This is a genomic window from Modicisalibacter radicis (assembly GCF_900961225.1).
Lineage (GTDB): Bacteria > Pseudomonadota > Gammaproteobacteria > Pseudomonadales > Halomonadaceae > Modicisalibacter.
In genome coordinates, this window is the sequence record NZ_CAAHFN010000053.1 from 67,228 (window position 1) to 81,419 (window position 14,192).

Consider the following 14,192-nt stretch of genomic DNA (forward strand, 5'->3'; position numbering starts at 1 on the left):
CGGTTCTGATCGACGGCTGCCCGGTTTCCGGCGCATTCGGGGTAGGTCATGTTCTCCACTGCTATCGGAGGCGTGCGGTGAACGGGGCAGGATGCCGGGCATCTGCTCGCTTACCTCGCAATATCACCCCGGCTACCTCCAAAGGGCTATCGGGGTCGGAGCGGGTATTAGGTAGCATCAGGGGCATGATGTTGCGGAACCCCCGCAGGAAGGAGAAACACGCCATGACCCGCATTGCCACGCTGAGCGAATCGCGCGATAGCTGCCACAACTGTCGCCTGCGCACGCTGTGCCTGCCCGACAACCTGCCGAAGGATGACATCGGCAAGCTGGAAGGGATCGTGCAGCGTCGCAAGCCGGTATCCCGGGGTGACTATCTGTTCCAGGCCGGGCAGCGGTTCAACTCGATCTACGCGGTGCGCACCGGGGCCGTGAAGACCTCGACCCTGATGGCCAATGGCGACGAACATATCTCGGGGTTTCATCTGCCGGGTGAAGTCATCGGCCTGGATGCCATCGTCTCGCGGGATCACCCGTCGAGCGCGATCGCCCTGGAAACGGCCAGCATCTGCGAGATTCCCTACGCCGAACTGGAAACCCTGAGCGATCGCACGCCGTCCCTGCAGCATCGGCTGATGCGCATCATGAGCCGCGAACTGCTCGCCGAGCAGAGCACCAATCATCTACTCTCGCGTCGTTCCGCCGAACAGCGCCTGGCCGTCGTGCTGCTCAAGTTCTCGGAGCGCTTCGCCGAACGGGGTCTCTCGGCGCTGCGCTTTCGCCTGCCGATGTCGCGCCTCGACCTGGGCAACTACCTGGGCCTGGTGCCCGAGACCATGAGTCGCACCTTCCGCCGCCTGGAGGAGCAGGGCCTGGTCGGCATCGCCGGAAAGGAGATCGAGATCGTCGATAGCGGCGCGATGCAGGCACTGGCCTTCGGCGCGGAAGGCTCGCAGGTGGCGCGGGCCTGAGCGCGAGCGGGATGCATCGCGTGACGGCGTGACTTCAGTCAACCTGGCCGCCCGCAGCGGGCGCTAGAGTGAGTCTGGATATACTCGCTCTGGTAATCGAAATGACCCGCTCCCTCGATCCCGTTCTCCTGGACAAGCATGATCGGCCGGCTCCGGACTACGGAATCTTTCCCGGCCTGGTCCGCTTTCCTGAAAAGCTCACGGTAGCCGATTACCGGCTGGCGGCGCATGGCAGCAACGAAGACCCCATCCCCAAGCCATTGACGGTCCATGTTCATGTGCCCGCCGGGTTGGGGCACGAGGCCGACGGGGCGACTCGTTACCTGGCTTGTCTCAAGCGTGAAATGGCAATTCAGGGAAGCCTGTTCGATGACGATCGTCGAATCGAGCGGCTTGTTCTGGCCGGGGGTGGAGTGAGGCGTCTTGACGACGACCAGTTGGCCGGTCTGCTTACCGAGCTGCATCGCCATTTCGGGCTGAAGCGCAGCCGCGACAGGGTCTTTGCGCTGCGCATCGGTCCGGACGGTCTGTCACCGCAGCGTCTGACCGATCTGATTGCCCTGGGCTTCAACCGGCTCGCTATCGATATGCGGGGCGCCGGGGCTTCGGCGGTGGATCGCTTGCTCGAGATCAAATCCACGGCTCGCCCCGCTTATCTTTACCCGCCCACTGTCGAGCTGGGGCTGCGACTGCCTGGGCGGACGTCAGCGGGTTTCTCGGCACTGCTCGAAGGCCTGGTATGCCTGCGCCCAGAGCGTATCAGTCTGTCTCGCGAAGCAGGCCGCTGCACAGTCGCCTGGCCAGGGTTTCCCGGCGCTTCGGCAGCGGGCGATCAGAGCGGCACGCCCATGCGCCATGCCACCCTGGGCCTCCTTGCACAGGGCGTGGAGCGACTGGCCCGGGAGGGGTACGAGCATGCAGGCACGGGGCGCTTTCTACTGGCAAACGACTCGTCGATCAGCGCGTGTCGCGATGAACTCGAGCATGAGACCGACTGTATCGGGCTCGGGGCCGGTGCGATCAGCCATGTCGCCGATGGGTACTACCAGAATGCACGGGAACTGTCGGACTATCACGCCCGCCTGGATGCCGGTGAGCTGGCCGTCTGCCGGGGCTATGAGCTGAACGCCGATGACCGGGTGAGGAACGATGTCATCCAGCACCTCATGGCAAGGGGCAGCGTACGTTATGCGACTATCGAGAAACGTCATCGCATCGTATTCCGCAACTATTTTGCGCCGGAGTTGCAGGCCCTGCAGGAGATGGCCGGCGATGGCCTGGTCGACATCCGACGCGATGGCATGGCGCTGACGCCATCGGGACGGTTGCTGACGAACCGTCTCGCCATGATCTTCGACGGCGCCTTCGGCGATCCGCGGCCCCGATACTTGCAGATGATCTGATCGGCGCCGATAAGTTGCTATGGTGCAGATTGTGCCGTCGTCCTGGAGAGGGATCTGCCGGCAGTCGATGATCGGCCCTCAATGCGCGAGATCGTGCGGGGCCTGGAAGATCTCGTCGTTGCTGTCGCCGTGCACCGTCAGAAAGCCCACGAGGCCTTTCTCGACCCGGGCCAGAGCGTGATCGACAAGCTTGTACCTGCCCGGGTAGTCGACCTTGAATTCGACCATGACGGCGCCGCCCGGGGCGACCGTCGTGGTCTGCACGTCGGTCAATGGCGGGCTGGTCAACGACCCCTGGCTGTAAACCCTGTCGAATGTCTCGCCGATCACATGAAAGCTCGATGTCGCGTTGGGGCCGCCGACGCCGAAGAAGATGCGCACGGTATCGCCGACCTGGGCTTGCAGCTCGTGGGTTTCGGTCAGGGCGCCCACCGCGCCGTTGAACGTGAAATACTCGGGACGCTCGTCGAGCAGCTTGTCGAGCGATAGCTCCTGTAGTCCTGGGCTGCCGTGGCGTTCGCGGGTGTAGAGCTCGCCCTGCATGACATAGAACTCCCTGTCCACCGGCGGCAGACCGTCTTCGGGCTCGACCAGGATCATGCCGTACATGCCGTTGGCGATATGCTGAGCGACCATCGGCGTGGCGCAGTGATAGACATAGAGCCCCGGTGCCAGGGCCTTGAAGGTAAAGTGCCGGGTTTGGCCCGGGGCAACCTGCGTGACCGCTGCGCCGCCACCGGGGCCGGTGGCGGCATGCAGGTCGATCGAATGAACATGTTCGCTGCGCTCGTCGTTGCTCAGGTTGACGGTCACCCGGTCGCCGACCCGCACACGCAGCAAGGGGCCGGGCACCTTGCCATCGAAGGTCCAGTAGCTGTAGCTGGAGCCATCGGCAAGCCGGCCGACGACCTCGCTGGTTTCCAGGTCAAGCGTGACATGCCGAGGCGCGCGCGTGCCGACCGGCTGGCCCACCGCCGTGGGGTCCTGCGCGATGGTGCCCGTGTCGTCAGCCAACGTTTCCCGTGCTTCGCCAACGACAAGGCGGCCGAGCATACCCATCGCCTTGTGGCCGGGCAGCGAGCAGTAGTACGTGAAGGTCCCGTTCCTGTCGGCCTTGAAGACGATCGTGGTGGCCGCCCCCCGGGTGCTGATCTTTCCCGAATCGGCACCGAACTCGGGTACCACGATATCGTGGATGACGCCGTCCCCATTGATCAGCTTGATCCGGACGATGGCGCCCTCGGGAGCGCTCAGGTCGGGATTGACCTGCCCCTTTATGGAGCCGGTGGCGCCGACGAATGCCAATCGGCCGTCAGTGAGCGCGGTACGCAGCGTGTAGCTCACGTCCGGCGTCGCATCGCCGGGAACCGGCTCGCCCTCGGGCGCCGCGAAGCCGGTTGCGCACGCCAGTCCGGTCAACAGCACAAGCATGCCAGCAATCAACCGACGGGGAACTCTATTCATGAGGTCTTATCCTTGCCCTGCTGGGACAATCTTGAAATACGCTCCACGTTAGCATCGCGAAGGGCGCCCATTATTGATTCGTCTCAAGGAGCCCGCTTCGAGGGTTCGACCGCGTGTTCGCGAGGGGCGCCGGCGTCGGCATGGCGACGAAGTCTCAGACACCTGCCAGCCAGGAAAGTGGATGGTGATTCATCGCCGCGCCGACGATGTACAGGAAGATGACGATGGCTACGAGTGACGCCACGGCACGAATGGTCGCTGTCCTGCCGCGCTTGATGGCCAGGGTGCCAACGACGATGTAGGCCACCAGGCCGATCAGCTTGGCCGCCAGCCACGGTTGCTGGGTCGGCCAGGCGCGCAGCATGATCATCAGCGCGACCCCCGCCGCCAGCAGCACGGTGTCGATCAGGTGTGGCAGCACCTTGACCCAGCGTCGCCGGAGTTGCGGCGACTGCCGAACCGACCACCAGGCGCGCAGGATGAACAGCGCCAGGCTGAGGCCGGCGGCAGTCATGTGGATGTGCTTGATCAGGAAATAGTCCACGCGGCCCTCCGCCAGGAAATGGCCGCCTTCCAGCCTGTCATGCCAGGTCAGGGGGAGGCGACTAGCAAAGAAGAATGATTGCAAGTGACATCGGTCGTCCGGGGCAGACGGATACCGGCCATTAGCGGCGCACCGTGACACGTTCGAAATGCGCCGCCAGTCGCGAGGCCAGCGAATCCACGGCGCGATCCGAAGGAGCGCCATCCGGCGACAGCGTATAGATGCACTGCTGCAGGACAAGATGGCGTACGCCGCAATCGGCCAGCGACATGGCCAGCCTCTCCAGGTCACGCAGCGAAAAGGCCCGCCAGTGCAGGGTGATGCGGCACTCCAGTTCGATATCGCTGTCCAGCAGCAACGCCAGGCTCTGCACGTTTCGGCGCCAGATGCTTCGTTGCCGACGGGTGAGCCCGGCGCTCATGCCCCAGCCCTTGATATCGAGCCTGACCCAATCCAGCCAGGGAAGTGCCTCTGCCAGGCGCCGCGGATAGAGCCCCGAGGTATGCAACCCGCTGGCGAAGCCGTGTGCCTTGATGTCGCGGAGTACCGCGTTGAGCCCGTGGTGGCGGGTCGGTTCGCCACCGCTGATCACCACTCCGTCCACCTGGTCGTGGCGGCGATCGAGAAGATCGCGGACAGCCGGCCATGCATGGAGCTCCCCGCGTCGCTGCGCGATCATCCACCGATAGTGGCCGTACCCGTGCCGCGAAGGAGGACCTTGCAGGAAGACCGTACAGGCTCGGCACCCGGGAAATTCCTGTAGGGTCGGGAGCGTCAGGCCGGCGATGGGCAGGGAGTTTTCCATGGGGCCATGCATCGTGTGACTGGGTTGCCGGATAGCCATCAGGCGCGAGCCTGCCCGGCTTTTGCCAAGGGGCTGGCGCGTGATCGAGTGGTTCATGGGGCCGTCGTTGCGCGACTGTTGTCCATGCCGGGCCGGGCATGCCAGTAGCCGTCGCAGATCTCGGCCTCGACCAGGGCCAACGGGTCCGGGGCGGACAGCTCACCGCGCCGCGCGGCGTCGAAGGCGGCAACCACTCCGGCCATGCCCTCGGCGCGCGGGCTGAGGCGCGCCACGCCAACGCCCATGCCGGCCATGTCGCTCACCTCGTGGCGCAGATCCTGGCAGGCCCCGGAGAGGGTCTGGATACCGTTCAGCGTGAAGACCTCCTTCGATTCCTGGGAACGCAGCGCCAGGCCCTCGGGATGTTGCCGGCAGACGAACTGGCAGCGGTCCTTGGGCTTGCGGTGGTGCCGGGCGGTGAAGCAGCGCGAGGACCAGGCCAGCGGCAGATGGCCATGGGCGAACACTTCGCAGGGCTGGTCGAGTCCCTCGCTGCGACAATCGGCGAGCAGTCGGGCCAGGTCGTTGCGCGACATCTCCACCGGGGCGTGCCAGCGCTGCATGCCGGCGCGGGCCATGACGGCGATCGTCGCGGGGTTGTAGAGGTTGAGCGCGGCGCCGGCGACGAAGGGCAGGCGGGCGGCGGACAGGCGCTGCAGGGCGCTCTGGTCGTTGGCCTCGATGCGAAACTCGCCGTTGTCGCACAACCGGCGCAGGTCGCGCAGATCGGCCTCGGATTCGATCAGCGTCTGGCTCGACAGCACCACCTGCTTGCCGCTCTGGGTCAGCTCGCGGCCCAGTCCCAGCCAGTCGTCGAGCTTCATGTCGCGGCGCCGCGAGCAGACCGACTCGCCCAGGTAGACGATCTCCACCGGCCAGTCGGCGGCCTCGCGATAGAAGTCGGCATAGCGCTCGCGGGTCCAGTAGAAGAGCACCGGCCCCAGCGACAGCTGCATGGTCTCGGGTAGGGACATGATTCTTTCCTTTCCTATTTCCAGCGGCGCTCGTAGGCGCCCAGGGTGGTGGTGGCGCCCTCGGAGACCTCGCCGAGGCCGGCCATCCAGGCGGGGTCGGGGTGGAAGCGCTCGGGGGACTTCGCCAGCCGGTCCAGGGCCTGGCGCCAGATGCCGGCGACCTTCGAAACGTAGGCGGGACTGCGCTGGCGGCCCTCGATCTTCACCGCGCTGATGCCCAGTTCGGCGAGCTCCGGCAGCAGTTCCAGGGTATTGAGGCTGGTGGGCTCCTCGATGGCATGGTAGGTCTCGCCGCCGACCTCGAAGCGCCCCTTGCACAGGGTCGGGTAACCGGCCCGCTCGCCCTCGCCGTAGCGGTCGATCAGCACGCCGTTCAAGCGCGACTCCAGGCCCTCGGCGGTTTCTTCCCAACGCACGTGGGCCGCCGGCGAGCAGACGCCGCGGGTGTTGGGCGACTCACCGGTGAGGTAGGAGGAGAGATAGCAGCGCCCCTCGGCCATGATGCACAGGCTGCCGAAGGCGAATACCTCGAGTTCCACCGGGCTCTGCCTGGCCAGGTCGCGCACCTGGGTGATGGAGAGCACCCGCGGCAGCACGGCGCGGGTGATGCCGAACTGGTCATGGTAGAAACGCAGCGCCTCATGGCTGGTGGCCGAGCCCTGCACCGAGAGGTGACGGGGCAGCGCCGAATGGCGCCGGGCGGCGTAGTCGAGCAGCCCCATGTCGGCCAGGATCAGCGCATCGACGCCGAGATCGGCGGCCTGGTCCACGGCGCGGGTCCACTGTGCCCAGCCGTCCGGCTGCGGGTAGGTGTTGATGGCGCAGAACACCCGCTTGCCGCGGGCATGGGCATAGTCGATCCCCTCGCGGGCGCGCCTGTCGGTGAAGTTGAGGCCGGCGAACTGGCGGGCGTTGGTGGCATTCTGGAAGCCGAAATAGACGGCATCGGCTCCCTCGTCCACGGCGCGCTTCAGGGCGGGCAGGTTGCCGGCCGGGCAGACGAGTTCCATGTCGCTCTCCTCGCGGTTTACAAACCCGACCATGCTAGTCGAGTATTCCACTTCGCCTTTTGATTCGGGTCATGGCGAAGCGCGGTCTGTGAATGATCGTTCAGCTGCGCAGTTCGAGCCGTTCGAAGGCGGGGCGCAGCGTTGCAAGCAGCGATGCCAGGGCCTCGCCGCCAGGCGGCCCCGGTGCCGGGGCGGCATAGTCGGGGTCCAGGCACTGTCCCGTGCGCGCCAGCTGGATGGCATAGCGCGCGACGCCGCGCTCGGCGAGGTCGAGCGCCAATCGCCGCAGGCTCGCCAGGTCGAAATCGCGCCAATGCACCGTGGTGCGGCACTCGAAGGCAATGCCGCTCTCCAGCAGCAAGGCCAGGCTGCGTGCATGGCCGGCCGCCATGCCGGGGCGACCGACGATGCGGTCGAAATCGGTGGCGGCTCCCTTGACGTCAAGCCCCACCCAGTCGAGCCAGGGCAGCAGTGCCTGCAAGCGCCGCGGGTAGATCCCGGCGGTATGCAGCCCGACCTTGAAGCCCAGGGCGTGGGCCCGCTCGGCGGCTTCGGCCAGGCCGGCATGCAGTGTGGGCTCGCCGCCGCTGAACACGACGGCTTCCAGCAGCCCCTGGCGGCGTTCGAGGAACGCCTCGATCCCGGCCCACTCCTCGGAGCCGGCCTTGCGCGGCTCGAGCATCTGCGGGTTGTGGCAGTAGCCGCAACGCAGCGGGCAGCCCTGCAGGAAGACCACGCAGGCCAGATGATCGGGGTAGTCCAGGGTGGTCATGGCAGTGAGGCCGGCCACGGGCAGTCGCGGTCGGCGGGTAGCGGTGTCAGTCATGGACCTGTCCCGGCCGGGCGCCCGTGGACGCCCGGCATGGTGGTGGATTCAGGAGGTGGCGGCGTGCTCGCTGAAGTGGCGCCGCTCGCGGTGCTCGGACTGCTTGCCGCGGTTGAACTGGCTGACCGGGCGGTGGTAGCCCATCACGCGGGTCCAGACCTCGCAGCGTTGACGCTGTTCGGCGGGCAGGTTCTCGACGGAGTGGTTCATGCAATGCTCCTTTTCAGGGTTGAGGGTGCCTCAGGCCGGGGTCGCGGCCTGGGCGGCGCGTCTTGCCAGAAGTGCGTCGTCGCACGTCGGGCAGAACTCGTGCTCACCGGCCAGGTAGCCGTGTACCGGGCAGATCGAGAAGGTCGGCGTCACGGTGAGGTAGGGCAGCCGGAAGCGCGACAGGGCGGTGTGTACCAGTTGCTTGCAGGCCCGTGCCGAGGAGAGTTTCTCGCGCATGTAGAGGTGCAGCACGGTGCCGCCGGTATAGCGGGTCTGCAGCGGGTCCTGATGGAGCAGCGCCTCGAAGGGGTCGTCGGTGTGGCCCACCGGCAACTGGCTGGAGTTGGTGTAGTAGGGGGCCTCTGGCGTGCCGGCCTGGAGAATGCCGGGAAAGTGCTTGCGGTCCTCCCTGGCGAAACGATGGGTGGTGCCTTCGGCCGGGGTCGCCTCCAGGTTGTAGAGATGGCCGGTGCTTTCCTGGAACTCGCGCATCCGCTCGCGGACGTGGTCCAGTAGCGCCAGGGCCAGCTGCTGTCCCTCGGGGGCGGCGATGTCGAGGCGGTCGTCGCTGAAGTTGCGCACCATCTCGTTGAGGCCGTTCACGCCCAGCGTCGAGAAGTGGTTGCGCAATGTGCCCAGATAGCGCTGGCTGTAGGGATAGAGGCCGTCGTCCATCCACCGCTGGATGCACTCGCGCTTGATCTCCAGGCTGTCGCGGCCGAGTTCGAGCAGGCGGTCCAGCTCATCGAACAGCCCCGCCCGGTCGCCGGCGAAACGGTGGCCCAGACGCGCGCAGTTGATCGTCACCACGCCCAGCGAGCCGGTCTGTTCGGCACTGCCGAACAGGCCGTTGCCGCGCTTGAGCAGCTCGGTTAGGTCGAGCTGCAGCCGGCAGCACATGGAACGCACCATGTGCGGTTCCAGGTCGGAATTGAGGAAGTTCTGGAAGTAGGGCAGGCCGTACTTGGCGGTCAGCGCGAAGAGCCGCTCGGCGTTGTCGCTCTGCCAGTCGAAGTCCGCGGTGATGTTGTAGGTGGGGATCGGGAAGGTGAACACCCGACCGCGGCAGTCGCCCTCTTCCATCACCTCCAGGTAGGCGCGGTTGAGCAGGTCCATCTCGGCCTGCAGTTCGCCGTAGCCGAAGGGCTGCTCCTCGCCGCCGATGATCGGTACCTGCTCGCGCAGATCCGCCGGGCAGGTCCAGTCGAAGGTGAGGTTGGTGAAGGGGGTCTGGCTGCCCCAGCGCGACGGCACGTTGAGGTTGTAGATGAACTCCTGCACCGCCTGCTTCACCGCCGGGTAGTCGAGCCGGTCCTTGCGCACGAAGGGCGCCAGATAGGTATCGAAGGAGCTGAACGCCTGGGCGCCGGCCCATTCGTTCTGCAGGGTGCCGAGGAAGTTGACCATCTGGCCCAGGGCGCTCGAGAGGTGCCGGGGCGGTGCGCTCTCCGCCCGCCCCGGCACGCCGTTGAAACCCTCGGCGAGCAGGGTACGCAGCGACCAGCCGGCACAGTAGCCGCTGAGCATGTCCAGGTCGTGGATGTGCAGGTCGCCCTGGCGGTGCGCCGAGCCCACCGCGGCGGGATAGACCTCGTTGAGCCAGTAGTTGGCGATCAGCTTGCCCGAGGCGTTGAGAATAAGCCCGCCCAGGGAGTAGCCCTGGTTGGCGTTGGCATTGATGCGCCAGTCGGCGCGCTGCAGGTACTCGTCGACGGTCGAGGCGACGTCGACGGTTTGATGGCGCTGCAAGGAAGGTTCTGCCACCGTCTTCTCCCATATGTGGTGTTTTAACTATCAATTGCTACTACATGATGTATTAGAGCGTAGGCGGCTCGGCGCTGAAAAGACATGACGTAAATCAGGAAAGGATCAATCGATGGGGCTGGCTCGGACGGCCTTCCGGTTACGGGTCCCGTCGAGAACCTGAAACCACCGCACGGAGCGAAGAAAGGATGACCGCCTGGGTCATCCCTTCCTCGAAGCGGCTCGGGCGACCTGACCGTGGGTCAGGCCGAAATGCTGCCCCGGGCCTCGCTGTCCGCGTTTTCGATCGACTGAGGCTGCGCACGGCCGAGCAGCGCGGAGACGACCTGCCAGGCCACGGCCAGGGCGCCGACGATGAACACCACGTCGCCGACGGTGCGGATCCAGCGCAGCGTCTCCAGCAGTGGCTGCTGCATGAAGGCTTCGCTGCGGGCGTACCACAGGCCCTCGCTGGCGCTGGCGATGAACTGGATCACGCCCACCGGCAGCAGGCTGGTGAACAGCATAAGTGCCAGACCGGCGTTGAGGCAGCAGAAGCCGACCTTCATCAGACGGTCGTTGAACATCAGCCCCGGCCTGATGTAACGCAGCACCAGCAGGGTGAAGCCCAGCGCCAGGAAGCCGTAGACGCCGAACAGGGCGGCATGGGCGTGGGTCGGCGTGGTGTTGAGTCCCTGGATGTAGTAGAGCGCGATCGGCGGATTGATCATGAAGCCGAGCACGCCGGCACCGAGCATGTTCCAGAACGCCACGCCGACGAAGAACAGCAGCGGCCACTTGACGTTCTCCATCCAGGAAGCACGCTGCTTGAGGCGCCAGTGCTCCCAGGCTTCGTAGCCGAGCACCACCAGCGGCACGACTTCCAGGGCGCTGAAGGTGGCACCGACCGCCATGACCGGCGTGGTGGTGCCGGCGAAGTACAGGTGGTGGAAGGTGCCGGGAATGCCGCCGAGCATGAACAGCGAGGCCGAGGCCAGGCTGGCGGTGGTGGCGATGCGGCGCGAGACCAGGCCCATGCTGCAGAAGATGAAGGCCAGCGCGGTGGTGGCGAACACTTCGAAGAAGCCTTCCACCCACAGGTGGACGATCCACCAGCGCCAGTACTCCATCACCGACAGGTTCGTGCGCTCGCCGTAGAAGAAGCCGGCGCCGTAGAACAGGCCGATGCAGGCCACCGAGGCGGTGAGCAGGGCCAGCAGATGCCTGTCGCCGGGCTGACGCAGGGCGGGCACGATGCCGCGCAGCATCAACACCAGCCAGAAGGCGATACCGGTGAACTTGCCGATCTGCCACAGGCGGCCCAGGTCGACGTACTCATAGCCCTGGTGGCCCAGCCAGAAGTTGAGGTCCGCGGGCATGATCTGGGCGATTGCCAGGTAGTTGCCGGTGAAGGAACCGGCGACCACGACGACCAGCGCCCAGAACAGGATGTCCACCCCCAGCTTCTGGAACCTGGGGTCCTTGCCGCCGTTGATGATCGGGGCGAGGAAAAGGCCGGCGGCGAGGAAACCGGTGGCGATCCAGAACAGCGCGCTCTGGATGTGCCAGGTGCGCAGCAGCGTGTAGGGGAACCAGCGGGACAGCTCGATACCGTAGAAGCTCTGGCCCTCGATGGTGTAGTGAGCGGTGGCGCCGCCCACGAACACCTGGAAGATGAACAGGCCGACCACCAGCAGCAGGTACTTGCCCAGCGCCTTCTGGGATGCGGTCAGGGCGACGCTGGTCAGCGGGTCCTTGAGGGGCGCTTCGGGCTCGGCTTCATCCTCCTTGCGCAGGAACGCCCAGGCCCAGATCAGCAGGCCGACACCGGCAATCAGCAGCACCACGCTGGCCAGCGACCAGAGGATGTTTTCCGCGGTCGGCACGTTGTCGATCAGCGGCTCGTGCGGCCAATTGTTGGTATAGGTCGCTTCGCTGCCCGGGCGCTCGGTGGCGGCGGCCCAGGCGGTCCAGAAGAAGAAGTCGGCCAGCTGCGCGCGACGCTCGGCGCTGGGCAGGGTGTCCTCCTTCATGGCGTAGCTTTCGCGGCTACCCTGCAGTGCGGGATCGTCGCTGAACAGGCGGCTGTAGTAGTCGGCGGTCCGGGCCATGGCCCGGGCGCGGCGCTCGGAAACCACGACCGTGTCGCTGGCGGCGTCCAGCGTATTGGTGCGGTACTCCTGCTCGAGTTCGAATTCGAGCCGGTTCTGCTCGCTGGGACTCAGCGAGGCGTAGGACTCTCCATAGGTGTCCTCGGCGGCCAGTTCCAGCCAGGCCATCAGCTCGCGATGCAGCCAGTCGGCGGTCCAGTCCGGCGCCTGGTAGGCGCCGTGACCCCAGATCGAGCCGAGCTGCATGCCGCCGACGGACTGCCAGGCGGTCTGGCCGTCGAGGATGCCCTTCTCGGTCATCAAGAGCTCGCCGCCCGTAGTCACTACCCGGTCGGGAATCGGCGGCGCCTGGCGGTAGACCTCCTTGCCGAAAAAGCCCAGCAGGGCGAAGGTGACGCCCAGGACCAGCAGCAGCAGCCCCCAGAGTTTGCGGTAATCAGCCATGGCGAACCTCCGGTGTCACGGCGCGCTCGAACAGCACGTTGTTTTCCAGGTGGATGTGTTGCATCAGGTCCTCGCGGAATTCACGCAGCCCGGCATACAGCGCGCGCCAGGTCGTGCAGGCGCCCCTGGGCGTCTGGATGTCGTGGGTGAGCGCCATCAGCCGGGCCAGGGCCTCGCCATGCGCGTCGTGTTCGAAACGCATCACCGCGATGGGCCCGTGCGCATCGTGGTCGAGGCCACGCTTGAGCATCGGGAACAGGATCCTCTCCTCCTTTTGCATGTGGCTTTCGAGTTCCTGGTGCATTCCCTCGAGGAGCTCGGCCAGCCCGCCGGGGCAGTCCTGGCGCTCGCCGTGGACGTGCTCGACACGCCTTGCCAGGCGGATGAGTTCGGGCATCTGCTGGCGATGCACGGCGTGGTAACGGGTCAGGATGTGATCGATCAGTTCGCCGGTGCCGGCCGTCTGCCAGTCTTGCTCGCCGGGCTGGCTGGCGGGGAGTGATTCCAGGGCGGCGACGAGGCGGGGCAGATCGTCGTCGCGGCCGGCCAGCGAGTCGCGCAGGGTCGCGCGGCCGCCGCAGCAGAAGTCGATCCCGTAATCGTGGAACACCCGGGTGGCGCCGGGCAGTTGGCGGGCCAGCTGGCCGACGGGCTGGTCGAGAAGGGTCATGGCGTGCTCCTGTGATAGGCATGTGCCTTTTCAGTGCAGGTGCCGTGCCAACTTTTAAGCCGTTGATTGCTCTTGGCTATTGTTGATTCTGGTCAATTGTACCCGGCGCGTGGGCGGTGATAATGACCCGGCTGTGGTGGTTTTTACCCGCCTCTTGTCCGCTGCGATCCGCCAGGAGCCTTGCCATGCTGGAAGACGTCGTGCTTGCCGACCTCACCGCCGAACTGCCCAGCGCGGTGCGGCTGCAGCGGCTGGTCAGGACATTGCGCGAATATTTTCGCTGCGGCGCGGTGGGATTGTTGCGCCTCGAAGACGATGCGCTGTGTCCGGTGGCGGTCGACGGGCTGACGCGCGAGGCGCTGGGGCGTCGCTTCGTGGTGGCCCAGCATCCACGCCTGACAGCGATTCTCGCCCGGCGCGAGACGGTGGCCTTCCCGCCCGATTCGACGTTGCCCGACCCTTACGACGGGCTGCTCGACAATCACATCGGCGATCCCTTGCCGGTGCACGACTGCATGGGCGTCAGCCTGCATGTCGAGGGCAGCCTGTGGGGGGCATTGACCCTGGACGCGCTCACGCCTGGCACTTTCGATGCTCAGGCCCGGGACGACCTGCAGCGCGTCACCCTGCTGGTCGAGGCCGCCGTGCGCATGACCCGCCTGGAGCAGGACGTGCGTCGCCTGCGCCTGTCGCGAAGCGATACCGCCAAGGAGATCGGTGAACCCCAGGAGGGGGAGATCATCGGGCAGAGCCCGGTCATTCGCCAACTGCTGGATGAGCTCGAAGTGGTGGCCGATTCCGAGTTGCCCGTGCTGATCACGGGCGAGACCGGGGTCGGCAAGGAGTTGTTCGTCCGCCATCTTCACCAGCGTTCGCGGCGTCGGCGCCGCCCGCTGATCCAGGTCAACTGCGCGGCGCTGCCCGAGTCGCTGGCCGAAAGCGAGCTGTTCGGTCATGTGAAGGGCGCCTTCTCGGGGG

At 66.1% G+C, this 14,192-nt stretch carries 11 protein-coding genes and 1 pseudogene; 3 read left to right on the top strand and 9 right to left on the bottom strand.

Translation table 11 applies throughout. The annotated features are described in order from the left end of the window. The first annotated feature begins 224 nt into the window (after positions 1–224). Together fnr and HR9077_RS05555 are read left to right on the top strand one after the other, a co-directional pair. Positions 225–971, top strand: a complete 747-nt coding sequence (gene fnr, locus HR9077_RS05550; protein WP_136065974.1) for a fumarate/nitrate reduction transcriptional regulator Fnr — start codon at positions 225–227, stop codon at positions 969–971. A 101-nt stretch (positions 972–1,072) separates the two neighbouring features. Then, positions 1,073–2,374 carry an oxygen-independent coproporphyrinogen III oxidase gene (locus tag HR9077_RS05555; protein ID WP_136065976.1) on the top strand — a complete coding sequence of 434 codons (1,302 nt, stop codon included), beginning with the start codon at positions 1,073–1,075 and terminating at the stop codon, positions 2,372–2,374. Between the two features lie 78 nt (positions 2,375–2,452). Here HR9077_RS05555 and nirK read toward each other — a convergent pair whose 3' ends face one another. The 9 genes and pseudogenes from nirK to ytfE form a co-directional block, all read right to left on the bottom strand. Beyond that, on the bottom strand, positions 2,453–3,838 hold the full coding sequence (nirK, locus tag HR9077_RS05560; protein ID WP_210725866.1) for a copper-containing nitrite reductase: 1,386 nt from the start codon (positions 3,836–3,838) through the stop codon (positions 2,453–2,455). A gap of 154 nt (positions 3,839–3,992) precedes the next feature. Continuing rightward, positions 3,993–4,382 carry a SirB2 family protein gene (locus HR9077_RS05565; protein WP_136065978.1) on the bottom strand — a complete coding sequence of 130 codons (390 nt, stop codon included), beginning with the start codon at positions 4,380–4,382 and terminating at the stop codon, positions 3,993–3,995. Positions 4,383–4,503: 121 nt separating this feature from the next. Continuing rightward, entirely contained in the window at positions 4,504–5,187 is a 684-nt protein-coding gene (locus tag HR9077_RS05570; RefSeq protein WP_244613058.1) for an anaerobic ribonucleoside-triphosphate reductase activating protein, read from the bottom strand. Between the two features lie 92 nt (positions 5,188–5,279). Then, positions 5,280–6,200, bottom strand: coding sequence for a U32 family peptidase (locus tag HR9077_RS05575; RefSeq protein WP_136065980.1), 921 nt, complete (start codon positions 6,198–6,200; stop codon positions 5,280–5,282). A gap of 14 nt (positions 6,201–6,214) precedes the next feature. Next, positions 6,215–7,210, bottom strand: coding sequence for a ubiquinone anaerobic biosynthesis protein UbiU (gene ubiU / locus HR9077_RS05580; RefSeq protein ID WP_136065982.1), 996 nt, complete (start codon positions 7,208–7,210; stop codon positions 6,215–6,217). A gap of 100 nt (positions 7,211–7,310) precedes the next feature. After that, entirely contained in the window at positions 7,311–8,036 is a 726-nt protein-coding gene (locus HR9077_RS05585) for an anaerobic ribonucleoside-triphosphate reductase activating protein (RefSeq protein ID WP_136065984.1), read from the bottom strand. Positions 8,037–8,084: 48 nt separating this feature from the next. Further along, positions 8,085–10,010 (bottom strand): annotated as a pseudogene (locus HR9077_RS05595) (ribonucleoside triphosphate reductase). A gap of 242 nt (positions 10,011–10,252) precedes the next feature. Further along, positions 10,253–12,544: a nitric-oxide reductase large subunit gene (locus HR9077_RS05600; RefSeq protein WP_136065991.1), complete on the bottom strand. Its 2,292-nt coding sequence runs from the start codon at positions 12,542–12,544 to the stop codon at positions 10,253–10,255. Further along, complete coding sequence (ytfE, locus tag HR9077_RS05605) at positions 12,537–13,214, bottom strand: iron-sulfur cluster repair protein YtfE (RefSeq protein ID WP_136065993.1); 678 nt, start codon at positions 13,212–13,214, stop codon at positions 12,537–12,539. The genes HR9077_RS05600 and ytfE overlap by 8 nt, the downstream gene beginning before the upstream one ends. Positions 13,215–13,399: 185 nt before the next feature. Here ytfE and HR9077_RS05610 point away from each other — a divergent pair. Continuing rightward, positions 13,400–14,192: sigma 54-interacting transcriptional regulator (locus HR9077_RS05610; protein WP_136065996.1), on the top strand; the 793-nt coding region annotated here is incomplete at its 3' end.